This is a genomic window from Phycicoccus sp. Root101 (assembly GCF_001426245.1).
Lineage (GTDB): Bacteria > Actinomycetota > Actinomycetes > Actinomycetales > Dermatophilaceae > Pedococcus.
In genome coordinates, this window is record NZ_LMCM01000001.1 from 447513 (window position 1) to 465302 (window position 17790).

General features: G+C 72.1%; 16 protein-coding genes. 1 reads left to right on the plus strand and 15 read right to left on the minus strand.

From position 1 onward, the window contains the following. Window positions 1–98: 98 nt before the first annotated feature. The 13 genes from ASC58_RS02030 to ASC58_RS02090 form a co-directional block, all read right to left on the minus strand. Window positions 99–437: a P-II family nitrogen regulator gene (locus tag ASC58_RS02030; protein WP_056915154.1), complete on the minus strand. Its 339-nt coding sequence runs from the start codon at window positions 435–437 to the stop codon at window positions 99–101. Further along, window positions 434–1882 (minus strand): ammonium transporter, encoded by a 1449-nt coding sequence (locus tag ASC58_RS02035; RefSeq protein WP_056915155.1) that lies wholly within the window; start codon window positions 1880–1882, stop codon window positions 434–436. The genes ASC58_RS02030 and ASC58_RS02035 overlap by 4 nt, the downstream gene beginning before the upstream one ends. A gap of 123 nt (window positions 1883–2005) precedes the next feature. Continuing rightward, window positions 2006–2647: a maleylpyruvate isomerase N-terminal domain-containing protein gene (locus ASC58_RS02040; RefSeq protein WP_056918206.1), complete on the minus strand. Its 642-nt coding sequence runs from the start codon at window positions 2645–2647 to the stop codon at window positions 2006–2008. A 37-nt stretch (window positions 2648–2684) separates the two neighbouring features. After that, complete coding sequence (locus ASC58_RS02045; RefSeq protein WP_157581371.1) at window positions 2685–3557, minus strand: HTTM domain-containing protein; 873 nt, start codon at window positions 3555–3557, stop codon at window positions 2685–2687. After that, window positions 3554–4015, minus strand: a complete 462-nt coding sequence (locus tag ASC58_RS02050; RefSeq protein ID WP_157598332.1) for a hypothetical protein — start codon at window positions 4013–4015, stop codon at window positions 3554–3556. The genes ASC58_RS02045 and ASC58_RS02050 overlap by 4 nt, the downstream gene beginning before the upstream one ends. 136 nt (window positions 4016–4151) lie before the next feature. Then, window positions 4152–5261, minus strand: a complete 1110-nt coding sequence (locus tag ASC58_RS02055) for a hypothetical protein (protein ID WP_056918208.1) — start codon at window positions 5259–5261, stop codon at window positions 4152–4154. A 2-nt stretch (window positions 5262–5263) separates the two neighbouring features. Further along, window positions 5264–6493, minus strand: coding sequence for a signal recognition particle-docking protein FtsY (ftsY, locus tag ASC58_RS02060; protein ID WP_056918209.1), 1230 nt, complete (start codon window positions 6491–6493; stop codon window positions 5264–5266). A gap of 119 nt (window positions 6494–6612) precedes the next feature. Next, window positions 6613–9300, minus strand: a complete 2688-nt coding sequence (locus ASC58_RS02065) for a hypothetical protein (RefSeq protein WP_056918210.1) — start codon at window positions 9298–9300, stop codon at window positions 6613–6615. Between the two features lie 236 nt (window positions 9301–9536). Further along, window positions 9537–9809: a hypothetical protein gene (locus tag ASC58_RS02070; RefSeq protein WP_056918211.1), complete on the minus strand. Its 273-nt coding sequence runs from the start codon at window positions 9807–9809 to the stop codon at window positions 9537–9539. Window positions 9810–9938: 129 nt separating this feature from the next. After that, window positions 9939–13511, minus strand: a complete 3573-nt coding sequence (gene smc, locus ASC58_RS02075; RefSeq protein ID WP_056918212.1) for a chromosome segregation protein SMC — start codon at window positions 13509–13511, stop codon at window positions 9939–9941. 220 nt (window positions 13512–13731) lie between these two features. Continuing rightward, a complete protein-coding gene (locus ASC58_RS02080; RefSeq protein ID WP_200947721.1) occupies window positions 13732–14040 on the minus strand; it encodes a chorismate mutase in 309 nt (102 codons plus the stop codon). Window positions 14041–14066: 26 nt separating this feature from the next. Beyond that, entirely contained in the window at window positions 14067–14270 is a 204-nt protein-coding gene (locus tag ASC58_RS02085; RefSeq protein WP_056915164.1) for a hypothetical protein, read from the minus strand. Between the two features lie 144 nt (window positions 14271–14414). Further along, window positions 14415–14711: an acylphosphatase gene (locus ASC58_RS02090; protein WP_056915165.1), complete on the minus strand. Its 297-nt coding sequence runs from the start codon at window positions 14709–14711 to the stop codon at window positions 14415–14417. 186 nt (window positions 14712–14897) lie between these two features. Here ASC58_RS02090 and ASC58_RS02095 point away from each other — a divergent pair, with 186 nt between their 5' ends. Further along, complete coding sequence (locus tag ASC58_RS02095) at window positions 14898–16028, plus strand: cell wall-binding repeat-containing protein (RefSeq protein WP_056918213.1); 1131 nt, start codon at window positions 14898–14900, stop codon at window positions 16026–16028. 9 nt (window positions 16029–16037) lie between these two features. On the opposite strand, the gene mutM is transcribed toward ASC58_RS02095, so the two are convergent. Beyond that, entirely contained in the window at window positions 16038–16907 is an 870-nt protein-coding gene (mutM, locus tag ASC58_RS02100) for a bifunctional DNA-formamidopyrimidine glycosylase/DNA-(apurinic or apyrimidinic site) lyase (protein ID WP_056918214.1), read from the minus strand. 21 nt (window positions 16908–16928) lie between these two features. Next, complete coding sequence (rnc, locus tag ASC58_RS02105) at window positions 16929–17777, minus strand: ribonuclease III (RefSeq protein ID WP_056915168.1); 849 nt, start codon at window positions 17775–17777, stop codon at window positions 16929–16931. Window positions 17778–17790: the final 13 nt, after the last annotated feature.

Consider the following 17790-nt stretch of genomic DNA (forward strand, 5'->3'; position numbering starts at 1 on the left):
CCGACACCCGGGACGGGGGGATCGTCCCGGGTGTCGGCCGGTGGGTGCTCCGTCGGGGGCCGGAGCGTCAGGGGTGTGGTCAGGCGGGCTCGACTGGGTCAGAGGGCGTCGACGCCGCGCTCGCCGGTGCGGACCCGGACGACGTCCTCGACCGGGATGGTCCAGATCTTGCCGTCGCCGATCCGACCCGTCTGGGCCGACTTGAGGATGACCTCGGCGACCGAGCTGGCGTCGATGTCGTCGACGAGCACCTCGACCCGCACCTTCGGCACGAAGTCGACGGTGTACTCCGCACCGCGGTAGACCTCGCTGTGGCCACGCTGGCGGCCGTAGCCGGACGCCTCGCTGACGGTCATGCCGGAGATTCCGTAGGCCTCCAGGGCCTCCTTCACCTCGTCGAGCTGGTGGGGCTTGATGATGGCGGTGACGAGCTTCATGCCTTTGCTCCCTCGTGGGTCTTGGCGGTGGGCGCCGTGGTCGAGATTGCTCCGGACGAGCCGAACCGTCCACCCGACAGGCCGCTCAGGTCGTAGGCGCTCTCAGCGTGCTCGGACAGGTCGACACCCTGGGACTCCTGGGTCTCGTCGACGCGGAAGCCCATGGTCTTGTGGATGGCCAGCCCGATCAGGTAGGTCATGACGAACGAGAACACGAGGACCACGAAGGCACCGAGCGCCTGGGCGCCGAGCTGGGAGAACCCGCCGCCGTAGAAGAGGCCCTCGTTGACGTCCAGGCCGGCGGCGCCGGTCGGGCTGCCCTTGGTGGCCAGCAGGCCGATGAGCAGGGTGCCGATGAGGCCGCCGACGAGGTGGACACCCACGACGTCGAGGCTGTCGTCGAAGCCGAACCGGAACTTCAGGCCGACCGCGAGGGCGCACCCGGCACCGGCGACGAGACCGACGATGAGCGCACCGATCGGGGAGACCGTGGCGCAGGCCGGGGTGATGGCGACCAGGCCGGCGACCACACCGGAGGCGGCGCCGAGCGAGGTCGGGTGACCGTCGCGGAACTTCTCCACGACCAGCCAGCCGAGCATCGCCGTGCAGGTGGCGGCGAGGGTGTTGACCCAGACACCGGCGGCCTGCGTACCCGCGCCGAGGGCGGAACCGGCGTTGAAGCCGAACCAGCCGAACCACAGGATGCCGGCACCGATCATGACCAGCGTCAGGTTGTGCGGACGCATGGGTTCCTTGGCGAACCCGATGCGCTTGCCGAGCACGATGGCCAGGGCCAGGCCTGCCGCACCGGCGTTGATGTGGATCGCGGTTCCACCCGCGAAGTCGTAGGCCGCGGCGCCGCCGAACAGCAGCCCGTCAGCCTTGTTGGCGATCCAGCCACCCGTGTCGGCGGCGTAACCGCTGAACGCGAACACCCAGTGGGCGGCCGGGAAGTAGACCAGCGTCGACCACACGACGGTGAAGACCGTCCAGGCCGTGAACTTGGCCCGGTCGGCGATCGCGCCGGAGACCAGGGCCACCGCGATGATGGCGAAGACGACCTGGAAGGCCACGAAGGCCGGGGCGGGGATGCCGCCCGCGGCGGCGGTGCCGGCGGCGGCGTCCGCGGGGACGTAGCCGTAGATCTGGTCGAGAATTCCCTTCAGTCCGAAGTGGGTGAAGGGGTTGCCCAGCAGTCCGCCGCCCAGGTCCGGGCCGAAGGTCTCGCTGTAACCCCAGAGGATCCACACAGTGCCGACCGTGCCCATGGTGATGAAGCTCATCATCATCATGTTCAGCACGCTCTTGGTCCGAACCATGCCTCCGTAGAAGAGGGCCAGGCCCGGTGTCATGAACAGCACCAGGGCCGCCGCAGCAAGGACCCAGGCGGTGTTCCCGCTGTCGGTGAACGGCACGTCGGCCGTCACGAAGGTAGTAGCGCTCATGCGGAGAACCATGCCGGTGCGGGATTTCGAGGAAGGCCGCGCTGTGTTACGGCTGTGTTAGCGGATCCTCACATCGGTAAGCATCAGGTAAAGGGCGGGTCATCGTCTCGGATGGTGGAGGGGTCAGAACGCCGAGACCGACGACGGTGCCCGCTGCGGACGGCTCAGGGCCCGGACGACAGCCGTCGCGCCGTGGCGGTCGGCCGCGACGGCGGCCAGGAGCCCGACGACGGGCACGACAGCCCCCTCCGGGAAGGTCGGGGTCTCGGTCCCGACGCTGGCTGCGAGGTCGTCGGCGTGCACGAGCATCTCCATCATGCGCGTCGTCAGGAAGTCGTCCGTCGTCAGCGACCACCCCTGCCAGGGGATGAAGATGGTGTCGGGGTCGCGCGGCCGGGCCAGCAGGTCGGCCACCGCGTCGGTGTGGGCCGCTGCCCCGGCGAGGACCGCATCAGGACCCGCGAGCGCCGCCTCGTCGTCCCGCACGTTCTGTTCGGGGTCGCTCTGCCCTGCTCGGGACGCGGCCACCCACGGTGCCCGTCGGTAGTGCTCCAGGACGGCGATCGTCTCGCCCTGGGCCGGGGACGACAGCCCCTTGGCGATGGTGACGCCCTGGTTGAGCAGGTGGTGGGCCAGACCACCGACGCTCATGCCTGCGCATGCGCTCTCCTGCCCCCACGCAGCGCGCACGAGGTCCGAGCCGGCCAGGTCGCGGGAGATGCGGACCGACTCGAGGAAGGCCTGGCGGTGGTCGCTCACGTCCATGGACCGACCCTAGCCCCCGCCCACCAGGAGCCACGGCTCACGCGCGCACCTCCTGCCGCTCCTGACCGGCCCGGGTCGGTCGCTGACGCGCCCAGCGGCCACGGAGCCAGGCGGCACCCCTCTCGAGGGGCAGGAACGCGAGCATCATCACCAGGTGCGGCCAGAACGCGATCGTGATCGCGGCATACGTCATCGCGTGGAACACGAACCACCCCGCCACCACCCGGCGGCGCCAGCGCTCGGTGAGCAGGAAGATGACCGGGGCAGTGAGCTCGGCGGCGAACAGCACCCACTGGAAGGCGTGCAGCGTCCACGGCACCTCGAGCAGCCATTGCGCCACCGGGGTGCCCCGTCGCACCACGGCCCGGACCATCGTGGCGGAGTTGACCCAGTCCCAGCCGCCGAAGCGGATCTTGGCCCACGCCGACAGGAAGTAGGTCGCGACCGCCGCGAGCTGGATGGCCCGCAGGGCGAACCCTGCGGCCTCGCTGCGCCGCCGGTCGGACAGGTGCGCCAGCCCCACGGTCGGCAGGAGGGCGAGCGCCACGACGAAGTCCGCCCGGTCGTGGTCGACCTTGCCGTAGGAGAAGGCGACGTACTGGTACCAGACCCAGCCGACGGCGACGGTCCACCCGAGGAGGCGGGGAGCCCGGCCGGTCATTGCCGCGAGCGCCGCGGCGACGCAGCCCCACTTGAGCGTCTGCACGAGCAGGACGGTGGCGGCAGGCAGGTGCAGCGCCTTGCCCATGACCAGCGGCTCGTACCAGACGGGGTCGGCCCACCCGTGGTACCAGCCCGAGGTGTGCAGGCCGAGGACGTCGACGACGACGAACGCGAAGACGAGCAGCCGCAGGACCGCGACCCGCGCCAACGGCATCGGCGTGAACAACCACGCCCCCAGGCGGGTCACCTCGCCTCCCACTGCGCGAGGACGCTGGTGCGGACCTCGCCGGTCGGCTTGCGGTCGACGACGACGATCTGGCGCCGCACGACGCGCAGCGCGGTCCACTCAGGGGCACCCGGTCGCAGCTCGGCGTGGCTGCGGGCCAGGGTGCCGAGCCGTTGCGGGTCGGCGGTGATCTGCGGGATCCGCCCCTCGATCTCGGCGCGGTTGAGCCCGGTGTTCTCCGGCGTGAGCGGTGCCGGCACCCACGTCCCGGGGGCGTTCGCGGTCTGCACCTCGATCCCCGTGGAGATGACCGACCCGGTCGCTGCCTGGGACGTCGAGAACATCCGCCACGGGCTGAACGGCCACCAGTGGTCGTCCCCGACGAGCGAGCCGGCGCAGAACATGACGGTGAGCCCGAGGACGACGACGGCCCGCCACGACTTCGCGGCGGCACCCAGACGCACGACCCCCGGTTCCACGCCCACAGGGTATGCCGCGGGGCGGTGGTCTCCAGCCGGCCTCCCCCCGGCGAGTTTGAAGCGTTGGGCGCGCCCTAGCGCCCGGAACGCTTCAAACTCGCGCGGTTCTGCCTCAGGGGTGTGCAGCGCTGGCTGGTCAGCGGCGTTGGGCGCGTCGGGAGACCCACGTGGCGAGCAGGGCGAGGAGGACGAGCCCGGCGGCGGCGGAGAGTCCCGCGACCAGCTGGGTGCGGTCCGCCTCCGGCGACGCGGCGGAGCTGCCGGTCCGCGCCGACCGGGTTTCCGCCGAGGCGGTAGGGGCGGGTGCCGGTGAGGACGGTGTGGTCGTCGATGAGGTCCTCGTCGAGGACGGGGTCGGCGCCGCCAACGCGGGGACGGCGACCCGGCGCACCGGCGACTGCTCGCCCTCGCTCCCGACCAGGAGGCCGGCGCCGTCGGGGGCCAGCGCCACCGTCTCTCCCTGGCGCATCAGCGGCAGCGCCGACGACACGAGGGGGCGCCACGAGGTCGGGTCGAGCAGCACGAGCTGGGTGTAGGTCCGCACGGCCAGCGCCGACCCGTCGGCCAGGAACACCGCGTCAGTGGCCGTGGGCGGCGCGTCCGCCACCCGTTCGAGGCGGTTGACGCCCCGACGGCTGGGCTTCTCGGGGAGCGCGTAGACGGCGCCGTCGGCACTCTTGGTGACGACCAGGACACGTCCGGTGCGCGGGTCGACCGCGACCGACTCGGCGTCGTGCGGACCGTCGGGGTAGGACAGCTCCCACGACGCCCAGGACCCGTTCGTGTCACCGAGGGCCGGCTCGTCGAACCAGAAGATGCGGACCACGTCACGGCTCCTGGCGTTGTCACCGATGTCGGCGACCAGCATGCGACCCGTGGGCGTGATGGCCAGCGCCTCGACGTCGGTGACGGGAGCCCCGAAGGTGTGGACCCCCGTCGTCCGCCCGGTCCTGGTGTCGACCGCGAAGATCCGGGCCGAGTCGCCGGAGTCGTTGGTGGTCCAGACGGTGTGCGGGTGGGCACGGCTCAGGGCCAGCCCCGAGGACTCGGCGACCCGGTCGTCGAGGATCTGGAAGCCGCCATCGGTGGCGACGGCCGCGCCCGCCGAGGCGACGTTCGCACCGGTGAAGGCGACGGCCGCACCGGTGAAGGCGACGGCCGAGCGGGCGGAGGCGGACGCCATACCGATGGCCACGGCGGTGAGCAGGGCAGCGGCCAGCAGCCGACGCGGTCCCGGGGTGGGCACCGTCAGTCGAGCAGCGCGTCGACGAACGCCTCAGGGTCGAAGGGCGCCAGGTCGTCAGGGCCCTCGCCGAGGCCGACGAGCTTCACCGGCACGCCGAGCTTGCGCTGCACCGAGACGACGATGCCGCCCTTGGCCGTGCCGTCGAGCTTGGTGAGGACGATGCCGGTGACGTCGACGACCTGGGCGAACACCTCGGCCTGGCGCAGTCCGTTCTGGCCGGTGGTCGCGTCCAGGACGAGCAGCACCTCGTCGATCGGGCTCTGCTTCTCGATGACCCGCTTGACCTTGCCGAGCTCGTCCATGAGGCCGACCTTGTTGTGCAGGCGACCGGCGGTGTCGACGAGGACCACGTCGGCCTCCATCTCCATGCCGGCCTTCACCGCGTCGAAGGCGACCGCTGCCGGGTCGGCGCCGTCGCGGTCGGAGCGGACGGTGGGAACACCCACGCGGGCACCCCAGGTCTCGAGCTGGTCGGCGGCGGCGGCGCGGAAGGTGTCGGCGGCACCCAGCACGACGTCCTTGTCCTCGGCGACGAGGACGCGGGCGAGCTTGCCGACGGTGGTGGTCTTGCCCGTGCCGTTGACGCCCACGACGAGGACCACGGCCGGTCGCTCCCCCACCCGGCTGCTCGCGACCGAGCGGTCGAGGCCCGGGTCCACGAGACGCAGCAGGTCCTCACGGAGCCAGCCACGGACGGTGGCCTCGTCCGTCGTGCCCTCGACCTTGACCCGGGCACGCAGGCTGTCGACGAGCTCGGTCGTCGCCTCGACGCCGAGGTCGGAGGCGATGAGGGTGTCCTCGACCTCCTCCCAGGCGGCCTCGTCGAGGCGTCCCCGGGAGAGCAGGGCGAGCAGGCCCTGGCCGAGCGCGGAGTTGGAACGGGACAGGCGGGCCCGCAGGCGGGTCAGGCGGCCCTGGGCGGAGTCCGGGCGCTCGACGCCGGGAGCCGGCGCGGGCTCGGGCAGGGTGTCCGGTGCGGGCAGCGTGTCCACGCCGCCACCGACGTTCTCGACCGAGCGCTTCGGGGCGTCGCGCGGGTCGCTGGCGTCGTCACCGACCCCCGGCAGCACCTCGCTCGTGTCGGTGCGTGGCGCCGGTCGAGGCGCCTCCTTGGTGCTCCCACCCCGGCCGCTCCGGCCGCGCACGAGCCCGAGCAGCACACCCCCGAGGACGACGAAGATCCCGACGGCGATGGCGATCCATTCCCACAGCTGATCAATCACGCGCGCCATCCTCCCCCATCACGGCCGTCGACCACGATTCGGCACCGGTCCTCGACACCGTGACGTCGAGGTGGGCGGGCCGGGTTGCCCCGGACCGCCCACCTCGACCACGCACTGGATTGCGAAGACTACGGCGTCGGGATGCTCCAGATGCCTCGACCGTGGGTCGCGGCGTAGAGGTTGCCGTCCGGCCCGGACTCCAGGTCCATGACCACCGTCAGCGGCAGGCCGGAGCCCAGCTGCTGCCAGCTCGTCGCCCCCGGTGCCCGGTAGAAGGCGGCCAGGTCGGTGCCGAGGACCGTCGCACCGTTCGCGAGCTGCTTGACGCTGCTCGCCGGGACGTCGGGCAGGTTCGCGCTCGTGTCGGTCCACGACGCTCCCCCGTCCCTGGTCTCGTACAGGTGGCCCACGCCGGCGCCCGGACCCTCGGTGAACCGGCGCGAGAAGCCGTTGATCGCGGCATACGCGTGCTGGGTGTTGGTCGGGTCGATGGCCAGGCCCTGGACGAAGCGGTTCGGGAAGCTCGACGCCAGCGTGAGCTGGTGCCACGTGCCACCGGCGTTGGTCGCGATGCCACGGGCGAAGCCCGCGTTGTTGCACGGCCCGCACCAGGAGACGTACGAGACCCCGTTGTGCATCGACACGGCGGTGGCCGAGTGACCGGCACCGAGGTCGAACGCCTTCGTCAGGTCGGCGGCGCTGCGCGTCGCCGTCCAGCCCTTCATCCCGGTGTAGACGAACTCGCCACCGAAGATGAAGTGGTCCGGGTTGCCCGAGTCCAGGGAGATCGGCGCGATGAACCGCGGCAGCGGGTCACCGGGGTCCAGGGAGTAGGACGTGGCCTCGGCCTCGGACTGGGCACCCGGGTTGAGCGCACAGTTGTTGGTGATCTTCACCGCGAGGTTGGTGTACTCCTGCAGCTGGTTGCAGCCCTGGCGCGGGTCGGCCGCACCGTCGCCACCGTCGCCACCGAAGTTCGACCCCATCTTGGTGTCGCCGTTGCTGCCGTCGGGCTTGACCGCGAACAGGTTGGACACGCCGTTGTCCTGCAGGCCGCCGGAGACGACGACGCCGCCGTTCTTGGCGTCCTTGCCGACCGAGACCGAGTAGTACTGCAGGGCGTCCATCGTGCCGTCGGCCGTCGTGGACTCGAGGTCCGTGGCGTTGCCGTTGGCGTTGACCGTGCCGTTGACCGGGCGGCGGTAGACGCCGCCGTCGTTGCCGAAGAAGACGAACGGCTTCCCGGCCTTGGTGCCCACCGTGACCGAGTGCTGGTCGGGGTGACCGGCGAGGGGGCAGGTGTTGGAGGCGTCGGACAGGCTCCAGCAGGGGAACGTGAAGTTCCAGTAGGGCGAGACGGCAGACCAGTGCGACCCGGCGTCCTTGGTCTCGAAGACCTCCTCGAGCCCGGCCCAGACGTGGTCACGGTTCGCGGGGTCGACCTGCAGGAACTGGTTGTACCAGGCCTGCACACCGACGGCGTATCCCTTGCGGTCCAGCGCGGAACCGCTGTTGTGCAGCTGCGCCGCGTCGGCGATCTTGTTCCACGGTCCGCTCGGCGAGCCCGACTTGGAGACGAAGATGCCGGCCAGCGAGGACGCGGTGTTGATCTTGCTGGGCTGCTGCACCTCGGCGTAGAGCCGGCTGCCGTCCTTGCTGAAGGCGAAGGTCGTGTAGCCCACGTCGCTGCTGTTGGTGATGCTCCCAAGCGTCACCGAGAGCTTGTGCCAGCTCGACGGGCCCGCGGTGAAGTCGTTCGTCTCGTAGAACCCGTTGTAGGTGTCACCCGAGCGCCAGCCGATGGCCGCGATGACGTGCTTGGGGTTCTTGGGGTCGACGGCGATGTCGTTGACGATGTTCTTGTATGCCGCGTTGGTGGCCCCCGAGGACGTGTTGCCCTTCCAGTCCGACCCGGCCGGGACGAGCACGGTGCCAGCGTCGTCCTTGATCTCCGGCATCCAGGACATGTTCGGGGCGAACCCGAACGTCCACGCCCCGGCCTTGCTGCCGGCGGCGTGGTACCAGATGCCTCGGTTGGTCGCCGCGAAGACGTTCGTGCCGCCACCGAAGCGGATACGGCCGATCGTCGTCGACTCGAGCTCCTTGCCACCGACCCGGTCGGTGGGGGCGAAGCTGCCCGAGGAGGGGTTCGCGAGGCGGTAGACACCGGCGCCCACGTAGGACGTGCCACCCGTGTTCGCCTCGCCCGTGGCGTACCAGAGCGAGCTGTCACCGGCGAGCTGCAGGTCACCACCGCTCAGGGACGGGAGGCTGTCCGCGATGGGGGTCCAGGCGCCACCACCTGCGGAGGAACGCCACACGCCGCCGTCCGCGCCCGCGGCATACACGTGGTCGCTGGAGTCGGCCGCGAGGCCGGTGACGCGACCCGTGACCTTGCCGGCTCCGCCGGAGGAGTTGGAGTTCCAGTCGCGGTAGCGCGGGTCGTCGGCGTCGTAGGGCACCTTGGTGACCTCGTGCCACGTGCCCGCCGTCTTCGGGAGCGACTGCAGCTGGGTGTAGGCCGAGCCGTACGCCCCGGGGGCGACGATGCCGGGTGCGGTGCGCGCCTGCTGGAACTGCTCCGCGATGGTGACGGCTTCCTTGGACTCGTTCTGCGCCTCGGCGGGGTTGCCCCCGGCGATCATGAGCGCCTTCTCCATCACGGCGGCGTTGTAGTGCTTGTCGCGCCACTGGTACTTGAGCCAGGCCTCGTTGAGCTCGTGCCGACCGAGGAAACCGGCGGATCCACCGGCCACCAGGGCGATCCCGGCACCCGCAGCGACCAGCCGCCGGGCTCGGGGGGATAGGGATGCCATTGTGTGTGTCTCCTCCGACGCAGAACAGGGCCCGATCGGGCCCCGCCACAGCATCGGACCGGCGACGACGAACGAACCATGACATCTGTCATGGACTGTTCAGTTGAGGACCGTCATCGGACGTTCGGTTAACGCGTGCTGCGGAGAGGCACGATGCAGGCCGCCCCGGAAAGGCGCAAGGAAGGCCACCCCGGAACGGGACGGCCTGCGCGGTGCGTTCAGCGTGCTGGGGCGTCTCAGCTCGCGCGGCGGTGACGCCCGGAGTCCTCGGACGGGTCGCGCTGCACGGTGTCGCCTACCTTGTCCTTGGTGGCGCTGATGACGTCACCGGTCTTCTCGATGGTGGACTCGAGGGTGTCCGCGGTCTTCTCCTTCACCGCGGCCACGATCTCCTCGCCCTGGGGGCTGAGCAGGTCACGGCCCTCCCGGCGGGCGGGGACGGCCACGACGGCGACGACGGCCAGGGCCAGTCCGACGCACAACAGCATCCCGATGATCAACGGCACCATGGGTCCAGAGTGCCCTGCCCAGCACCCCCGGCCAAATCGACACCCCGCCGTGGGACGACCGGTCGTGCCGGTCGCTCACCCGCGACACGCGAGGTGACCTGCGGCGCAGCAGTCGGGCCGGACGCAGCCTCAGGCGCTCTGCGCGGCGACGTCGCGGATCCGCTGCGAGACCACAGTGGTCACACCGTCACCACGCATCGACACGCCGTACAACGCGTCGGCCACCTCCATGGTGCGCTTCTGGTGGGTGATGACGATGAGCTGGCTGGAGTCGCGCAGCTCCTCGAAGAGGGTGATGAGGCGCCCGAGGTTGGCGTCGTCGAGCGCCGCCTCCACCTCGTCCATGATGTAGAAGGGGCTGGGCCGCGCCTTGAAGATGGAGACCAGCAGGGCGACCGCCACGAGCGACCGCTCGCCGCCGGAGAGCAGCGAGAGCCGCTTGATCTTCTTGCCGGGCGGACGGGCCTCGACCTCGATGCCCGTCGTGAGCATGTTGGACGGGTCGGTGAGGGTCAGCTTGCCCTCGCCCCCGGGGAACAGCCGGCTGAAGACGCCCTCGAACTGGGCGGCCGTGTCGTGGAACGCCTCGGTGAAGACGCGCTCCACGCGCTCGTCGACCTCCTTGACGATGTCGAGCAGGTCGCGCTTGGACTTCTTGAGGTCCTCGAGCTGGTCGGTCAGGAACTTGTGGCGCTCCTCGAGCGCCGCGAACTCCTCGAGCGCGAGAGGGTTGACCCGCCCGAGTGCGCTGAGCCCGCGCTCAGCCTTGCGCAGCCGCTTCTCCTGGACCTCGCGCACGTAGGGCGCCGGCTCCGGCAGCGCGTCCTGGTCGTCGTCCGGGCCGGGCACGTGGGGCACCAGCTGGTGCGGCCCGAAGTCCTCCATGAGGACGGCCGGGTCCATGCCCAGCTCCTCGACGGCCTTGGCCTGCATGGCCTCGATCCGCAGCCGCTGCTGGGTACGGGCGACCTCGTCGCGGTGCACGGTGTCGGTGAGCTCGCGCAGCTCGTCCTGCAGGGCGCTCACCTCGCGCCGCACCTGGGCGAGCGCCTGGTCGCGCTCCGTGCGGGCGGTCTCGGCCAGGGCCCGCTGCCGGGCAGCGGTGTCGAGGGTGGTGGCCACGAGCGAGACGGCGTATGCCGCGCCGCGACGGACCGCCTCGGCGACCGTGGCCTCGCGCTTGCGGCGCTCCTGGCGGGCCGCGAGGCGCTGGCGGGCGGCGAGCTCGTTGCGCGCTGCCCCCTCGAGGGACTCCGCGCGCCCCTTGAGGGCCCGGGCCCGCTCCTCCTTGGTGCGCAGCGTGAGGCGCAGCTCGGTCTCGGTGGCGCGGCCGCGGCTGGCGAGCGCCTCGAGTCGGTCGCGCTCGTCGGTGCTGGGGTCCTGGGCCTCGGTGGGCTCTGCGCTGGCCTCGTCGAGCCGCTCGGACAGGGCCGCGAGCTCGACCCGGTCGGCCTCGAGAGCCTCGGTCGCCGTTGCGATGCTGCGCTCGGTGCGCTCGGCCTCGGCCCTGGCAGCCCGGACGGTGGCTCCGAGCTGACCGAGCCGTTCGGCCACGGCGGCCATCTTCGCGTCGGAGTCGTGCAGCGCGTCCAGGGCCACCTCGACGTCGGCGGCCGCGTCCCGGTGGCGCTCCAGGGCGCTCGTGAGGGCGAACCTGGCCTGCTCGCCGCGTCGCGTCGCGTCGGCGACCCGGTCACGGGTCTCGTCGACCGCCGACTGGATCTCGATCAGGCTCGGGGCGTGGCTGCTGCCACCGCGGACGAACCCGGGGGCGAACACGTCACCGTCGGCGGTCACCGCGGTGACCCCCTCGCCCCCGGCCACGAGGGCTGCCGCGAGGGCGGGGTCGTCGACGAGGGCGACCCGGTCGAGCAGCTGCTCCACGGCCGGGCGGACCGTCGCCGGCGCCTCGACGACCTCACGAGCCCACACCGCCGAGCCCTCGAGCGCCGGCCAGGTGGAGGGGTCGCTCGAGGTCGCGGTCTGGCCCACGAGGAACGCGGCGCGGCCGGCGTCGTCGGCGCGCAGCGTGAGCAGGGCGCGGGCCGCGTGGTCGACCGACTCGACGGCGAGCGCGTCACCGGCCCAGCCGAGGGCTGCGGCTACGGCCGCCTCGTGGCCCCCCTTGACCTGCAGGAGTGAGGCGACGGAGCCGACGATGCCGTGCTGGGAGTCTGCGGCGGCGAGCAACGTGGCCGCGCCGTCCTTGCGCGACAGGCTCAGCTCCAGGGCCTCGAGCCGGGCGGCGGCCGTGGTGCGGTCGCGCTCGGCGGTGCGCTCGGCCTCCTTGTGCTTCTCGACCTCGGCCTCGAGCGTCTCGAGGGCGGCCGCGGCCTTCTCGTAGGCGGAGTCCAGGCCCTCCTCGCCCTCCTCGTCCACGGCGACCGAGGCCTCGAGCTGGGTGAACTCGCGCTCGGCGGCGGCTGCCCGCTCCTGCGACTGCTCGACGATGCCGCGCAGGCGACCGATCTCGGCCTCGCCCGCCTCGATCCGGCTGCGGCGGGCGCCGACCTGGCCGGCCAGCTTGGCCAGACCCTCCCGGCGGTCGGCCGCGGCACGGACCAGGCGCTGGAGGCGCTGCTGCTCCGCGGCATACGCCTGCTCGGCCGCGGTGCGCTCGGCGATCGCGGCCTCGAGGGCATTGGCGGCCTCGCGGACGTCGGCGAGCAGCGCCTCCTCCTGCTTGCGCGCCTCGGCGGCCTGGGCCTTGAGCTCGTCGGGGTCGCGACCGGTGGTCTGCTCGTCCTGGCTGTCCTGGGACAGCAAGCGGACGCGTTCGGAGGCGAGCGACTCGGTGGAGGCGAGCTTGTCGCGCAGCTGCTGCAGGGCGAACCACCGCTCCTGCGCCTTCGCCAGCTCGGGCGCAGCGTCCTGCGCCTGCTGCTCGAGGGTGGCGAGGCGGCTGCGCAGCGTGGTCAGGCCCTCCTCGACCTCGGTGCGCTTGGCGATGAGGGCCGACTCGTCGGCGACCTCCTGCTCGAGCGTCGAGGTGAGCTGGACGAGGTCGTCGGCCAGCAGGCGCAGTCGCGCGTCCCGGGCGTCGGCCTGGATGCCGGCGGCCCGACGGGCCGCCTCGGCCTGGCGGCCGAGCGGGCCGAGCTGGCGACGGATCTCACCGGTCAGGTCGTTGACGCGGGTGAGGTTGGCCTCCATCGACTCGAGCTTGCGCAGCGCCTTCTCCTTGCGCTTGCGGTGCTTGAGGACGCCGGCTGCCTCCTCGATGAAGCCGCGGCGCTCCTCGGGGGTCGCGCGCAGCACCGCGTCGAGCTGGCCCTGGCCGACGATGACGTGCATCTCGCGGCCGATGCCGCTGTCGGACAACAGCTCCTGGACGTCGAGCAGGCGGCAGGACGTGCCGTTGATGGCGTACTCCGAGCCACCGTTGCGGAACATCGTCCGCGCGATGGTGACCTCGGTGTAGTCGATAGGCAGGGCGCCGTCGGTGTTGTCGATGGTCAGGGCCACCTCGGCGCGACCGAGCGGCGCACGGCCGGCGGTGCCGGCGAAGATGACGTCCTCCATCTTGCCGCCCCGCAGGCTCTTGGCCCCCTGCTCCCCCATGACCCAGGCGAGGGCGTCGACGACGTTGGACTTGCCGGAGCCGTTGGGGCCGACGATGCACGTGATGCCGGGCTCGAGGCGCATCGTGGTCGCCGAGGCGAAGGACTTGAAGCCCTTCAGGGTCAGGCTCTTGACGTACACGAGCGGGTCGGCTCCTGGGTGAGGTGGCGGGGCAGCGTCTGGATCGCAGTCACCCTACCCGCGGGGGGCGCCCGTCTCCCGGCACGTGCCGCGTCCCTGCGTTGCCTGTGCACCGTGGGGCGGGTGTGACGCCAGTGGCGGCATGGGGCGGCTCAGTGGCGGGCAGGGGCGGCTCAGCGGGCGGCCCGAGGAGCGGGCCGGCGACCAGCACGGCGGCAGGTCAGGACTTGGCGATCGCCTCGTGGTGGTGGATGACCTCGGCGATGACGAAGCCCAGGAACTTCTCCGCGAACGTCGGGTCCAGCCCGGCGGTGTCGGCGAGGTCCCGCAACCGCGCGATCTGGGCCTCCTCGCGCGCGGGGTCCGCGGGCGGCATACCCTCACGGGCCTTGAGCTCGCCCACCTGCTGGGTGCACTTGAAGCGCTCGGCGAGCAGGTGGATCAGGGCGGCGTCGATGTTGTCGATGCTCGCCCGCAGGCGCAGGAGCTCGGCGGACGTCGCCCCTTCGTCGGGGCGGCGGTCGGGCAGGTGATCGGGCAGGTGATCGGGCTGGGTCACCCGGCAATCGTAGGCGCGCCCGCGCCCACGACGTCCGGCTGTCTCACTCGCTCCCGCACGGTCTCGCGCAACGAGTCGTTGTCCCGCTGGAGGCGGTCGACGAGGTGCTCCAGGTCGGCGACACGACGGCGCAGTTCGAGGGTCTCGAGCATCAGTCGCTGGTCGTAGGCGACGCGGTAGCCGACCAGGGCCTTGGCCATGTTGACTCCTAGGAGACGGCTGGCGACCGTCGGGGATCTGCCGGTGGGGGGCCGTCTCTCAGCGTGACAGCCTCGCCAACGCTGGTCAATGGACGAACCCGGGCGCATCGCGACGGAACGCCCGGCGCACCCCTGCGCCGCCCGCTACTTCTCGACGAACCCGTCGATGCCGTCGCGCGGTGCCCCGAACGACGTCACGCAGGTCTGCACGTCACCGGGCCGCAGGTGCTGGGTCGGCTTCTCCTCCAGCATCGCGATCAGCCTGCGCACCTGGTCCTGCTCACCCTGGGCCACGACCTCGACCCGGCCGTCGCCGGCGTTGCGGGCGTGCCCGACGAGCCCGAGCTCCAACGCGCGCGCTCGCACCCACCACCGGAAGCCCACGCCCTGCACCCGGCCATGCACCCAGATGACCGCCCTCGCGGGCCCGTCGTGATCCATCTGCCCCACCTCCACCGCTTCGCCTGGTCCTGCCCGCGTGCTCGTCGGGCCGGTCGTCGACCGACTCCACAGTTGTACCTTGCCGATGCACGCAACCACCACAGCCAGCGCCCCGTTCGTGGCCCGGATCCCCTACGGTCTCCCCCATCGCAGGCGCCCGCAGGGGGCGCCCGGGGGAAGGGACCCATGACTCGTCGAACCACCACCATCACCACCGTCGCGGCCACGGCCTGCGCCCTGGTCGCCTCGGGGGCACTGCTCGGTGCTCCCGCGTACGGCGCCGCGCCGGCCGCCGTGCACCGCGCCGCTCCCGCCGTGGTCACCGGGGCCGGCACGGCAGCAGGAGCGGACTCCGCTGCTGCCGCGGCGACCACGCGTCGGCTCGCGGGAGCCAACCGGTACGAGACCGCTGTCGCCGTGTCGCGGTCCGCGTTCCCCGACACCGGGCAGCCCGTCTTCGTGGCGTCAGGAACGGACTTCGCCGACGCCCTCGCGGCCGGTCCGGCCGGCGGCAGCCTGGGCGGGCCCGTCCTGCTCGTCCCGCCCAACGGCACCCTGCCTGCCGCCGTAGCCGGCGAGCTCGACCGGCTCGACCCGAGCGACATCTACGTCGTCGGTGGCACCGGCGCGATCAGCACCCCCATGGCGACCCAGGTCGGCAGGTACGGCAAGGTCACGCGCATCGCCGGCGCCGACCGGTTCGCCACCGCGGTCAAGCTGATCCCGTTCCACGTGTACTTCGACGCCGCAGACCTGGGCAACGAGGGACCGGGCTCCGTCGTCATCGCCAATGGTCTCTCTCTCGCCGACGGTGTCACGGCCGGCGCACTGGGGTCGCACACCAAGTCCCCCGTCAAGGGCTCACCGCTCCTGCTGACCACGGCGAAGACTCTGCCGAGGTCCACCCGCGACGCCATCAAGTCCTGGGACTTCTCCTTCGTGTACATCGTCGGGGGGACCGGCGTCGTCTCCCCCGCAGTGGAGCGTGACATCCGCGCCACCCTCCCCAAGGCCCACATCGTCCGGCTCGCCGGCGCAGACCGCTACGCCACCGCTGCTGCTGTCTCCCGGTACACCAACCAGAAGGTCCCGGCGCAGGACGTCTACCTGACCAGCGGCACGAGCCTCGCCGATGCCCTGACGGTGGCTCCGCTGGCCTCGTCCGTCCGCGACACCCGGGCACTGCTGCCGACGCGCAAGGACTGCGTCCCCGCCGTCATCCTCGCCGAGGTCAGGCGCCTCCAGTCCCCGCAGCGCACCGCCGTCGGCGGGACCGGCGTCGTCTCCGACGACGCGCTGGCGCTCAAGCCCTGCTGACCTCCGGTGTCAGCCGCGCCGCGCTCGGGGGCGCGGCTGGCACCGCGGGCAGGAGAACGACGACCGGTTCATGAAGGCCTCGCGCCGGATCAGCGTCCCGCAGCGGTCGCACGGACGGCCCTCCTGCCCGTAGGCGTGCAAGGAGCGGTCGAAGTACCCCGAGGCGCCGTTGACGTTGACGTACAACGCGTCGAAGCTCGTGCCGCCCTGCCCCAGCGCCTCCAGCATCACCTCGCGGGCGTGCTCGAGGACCCGGGCCAGCGTCGGCCTGGTGAGGGAGGAGCACAGCCGTTCGCCGTGCACCTGCGCGCGCCACAGCGCCTCGTCGGCGTAGATGTTCCCGACACCGGAGACCAGCGTCTGGTCGAGCAGGGCGCGCTTGACCGCCACGTCCTTGCCCTTCATCCGCCGCATCACGGCAGCCCGGTCGTACGCCTCCTCGAGCGGATCGGGGGCGATGTGGGCCACCGGCTCGGGCACACCCTCGGGCGTGAGGTCGGCCAGCGCCATACCGCCGAACGTCCGTTGGTCCACGAACCGCAGCTGGGGACCCTCGTCGGCGAAGTCGAACACCGCGTGCAGGTGCTTCTCCGCCGGGACGTCCGGCGCCTCGACGAGCAGCTGCCCGCTCATGCCGAGGTGCGCGATCAGGCCCTGGCGGGACCCGTCGGGGGTGCGCAGGACGAGCCAGAGGTACTTGCCGCGCCGCCGCGCCTGCTCGACGTGGTTGCCGGCGAGCCGGTCCGCGAGGTCGATCGGCCCCGGCAGGTGACGGCGCGCGACGCGGGTGCCGCGGAACTCCGCCCGCTCGATGGTCCGGCCCACGACGTGGTCGGCCAGGCCGCGACGGACCACCTCGACCTCGGGCAGCTCGGGCACGGCGGTATGGCGTCCGCTCGCCTAGGAGGGTGAGCCGGCTGCGGCCTCGGCCGCGACGGCCTCGGCCTCGGTGTCCTCGGCTGCCGTTGACCGGGCAGCGGCACCGGCCGCCTCGGCCTTCGCCGCAGCGGTCCTCGCGGCTGCGGCCTCCGCCTCGGCGGCCCTGGCGCTCAACGCACGCCAGGCGAGCTCGGCGGCCTTCTGCTCCGCCTCCTTCTTCGAACGCCCGGTCCCGGCGCCGAGCACCTCGGACGCGACGACCGCGTGCGCGGTGAAGGTCTTCTCGTGGTCGGGGCCCTCCTCCTCGACCCGGTACTCGGGGACACCGAGGGACGTCGCCGCGGAGAGCTCCTGCAGGCTCGTCTTCCAGTCCAGGCCGGCGCCGAGCGTGGCGCTCGCGGCCATCAGCGGGTCGAGCAGGTGGTGGACCAGCGTCGCCGCCGCGTCCATGCCGGCGGACAGGTAGACGGTGCCGATGACGGCTTCCATCGTGTCGGCGAGGATCGAGGCCTTGTCGCGACCGCCGGTGGTCTCCTCACCGCGCCCGAGCAGGACGTGGTCGCCCAGGCCCAGCGTGCGGGCGACGTCGGCGAGGGCCCGCATGTTGACCACGGCCGCGCGCAGCTTGGCGAGCTGGCCCTCGGGCAGGTCAGGGTGCGTGGTGTAGAGCGTGTCGGTGACGACCAGGCCCAGCACCGAGTCGCCGAGGAACTCGAGGCGCTCGTTGTTGGGCAGGCCACCGTTCTCGTACGCGTACGAGCGGTGGGTCAGGGCACGGAGCAGCAGCGGCTCGTCGACGGGCCCACCCACCACCTCGGTGAGGTGCTGGAGGAACCCGTCGACGGGCCGCTGCGTCTCGCTGTCCCCCACGGGGGACGGAGTG

Coding starts and splice junctions, on each gene's coding strand:
- ASC58_RS02070 (WP_056918211.1), bottom strand. CDS start 9,809: ATGGTGCCGTTGATCATCGGGATGCTGTTGTGCGTCGGACTGGCCCTG.
- ASC58_RS02085 (WP_056915164.1), bottom strand. CDS start 14,270: ATGGCCAAGGCCCTGGTCGGCTACCGCGTCGCCTACGACCAGCGACTG.
- ASC58_RS02095 (WP_056918213.1), top strand. CDS start 14,898: ATGACTCGTCGAACCACCACCATCACCACCGTCGCGGCCACGGCCTGC.
- ASC58_RS02090 (WP_056915165.1), bottom strand. CDS start 14,711: ATGGATCACGACGGGCCCGCGAGGGCGGTCATCTGGGTGCATGGCCGG.
- ASC58_RS02035 (WP_056915155.1), bottom strand. CDS start 1,882: ATGAGCGCTACTACCTTCGTGACGGCCGACGTGCCGTTCACCGACAGC.
- ASC58_RS02030 (WP_056915154.1), bottom strand. CDS start 437: ATGAAGCTCGTCACCGCCATCATCAAGCCCCACCAGCTCGACGAGGTG.
- ASC58_RS02040 (WP_056918206.1), bottom strand. CDS start 2,647: ATGGACGTGAGCGACCACCGCCAGGCCTTCCTCGAGTCGGTCCGCATC.
- ASC58_RS02065 (WP_056918210.1), bottom strand. CDS start 9,300: ATGGCATCCCTATCCCCCCGAGCCCGGCGGCTGGTCGCTGCGGGTGCC.
- ftsY (WP_056918209.1), bottom strand. CDS start 6,493: ATGGCGCGCGTGATTGATCAGCTGTGGGAATGGATCGCCATCGCCGTC.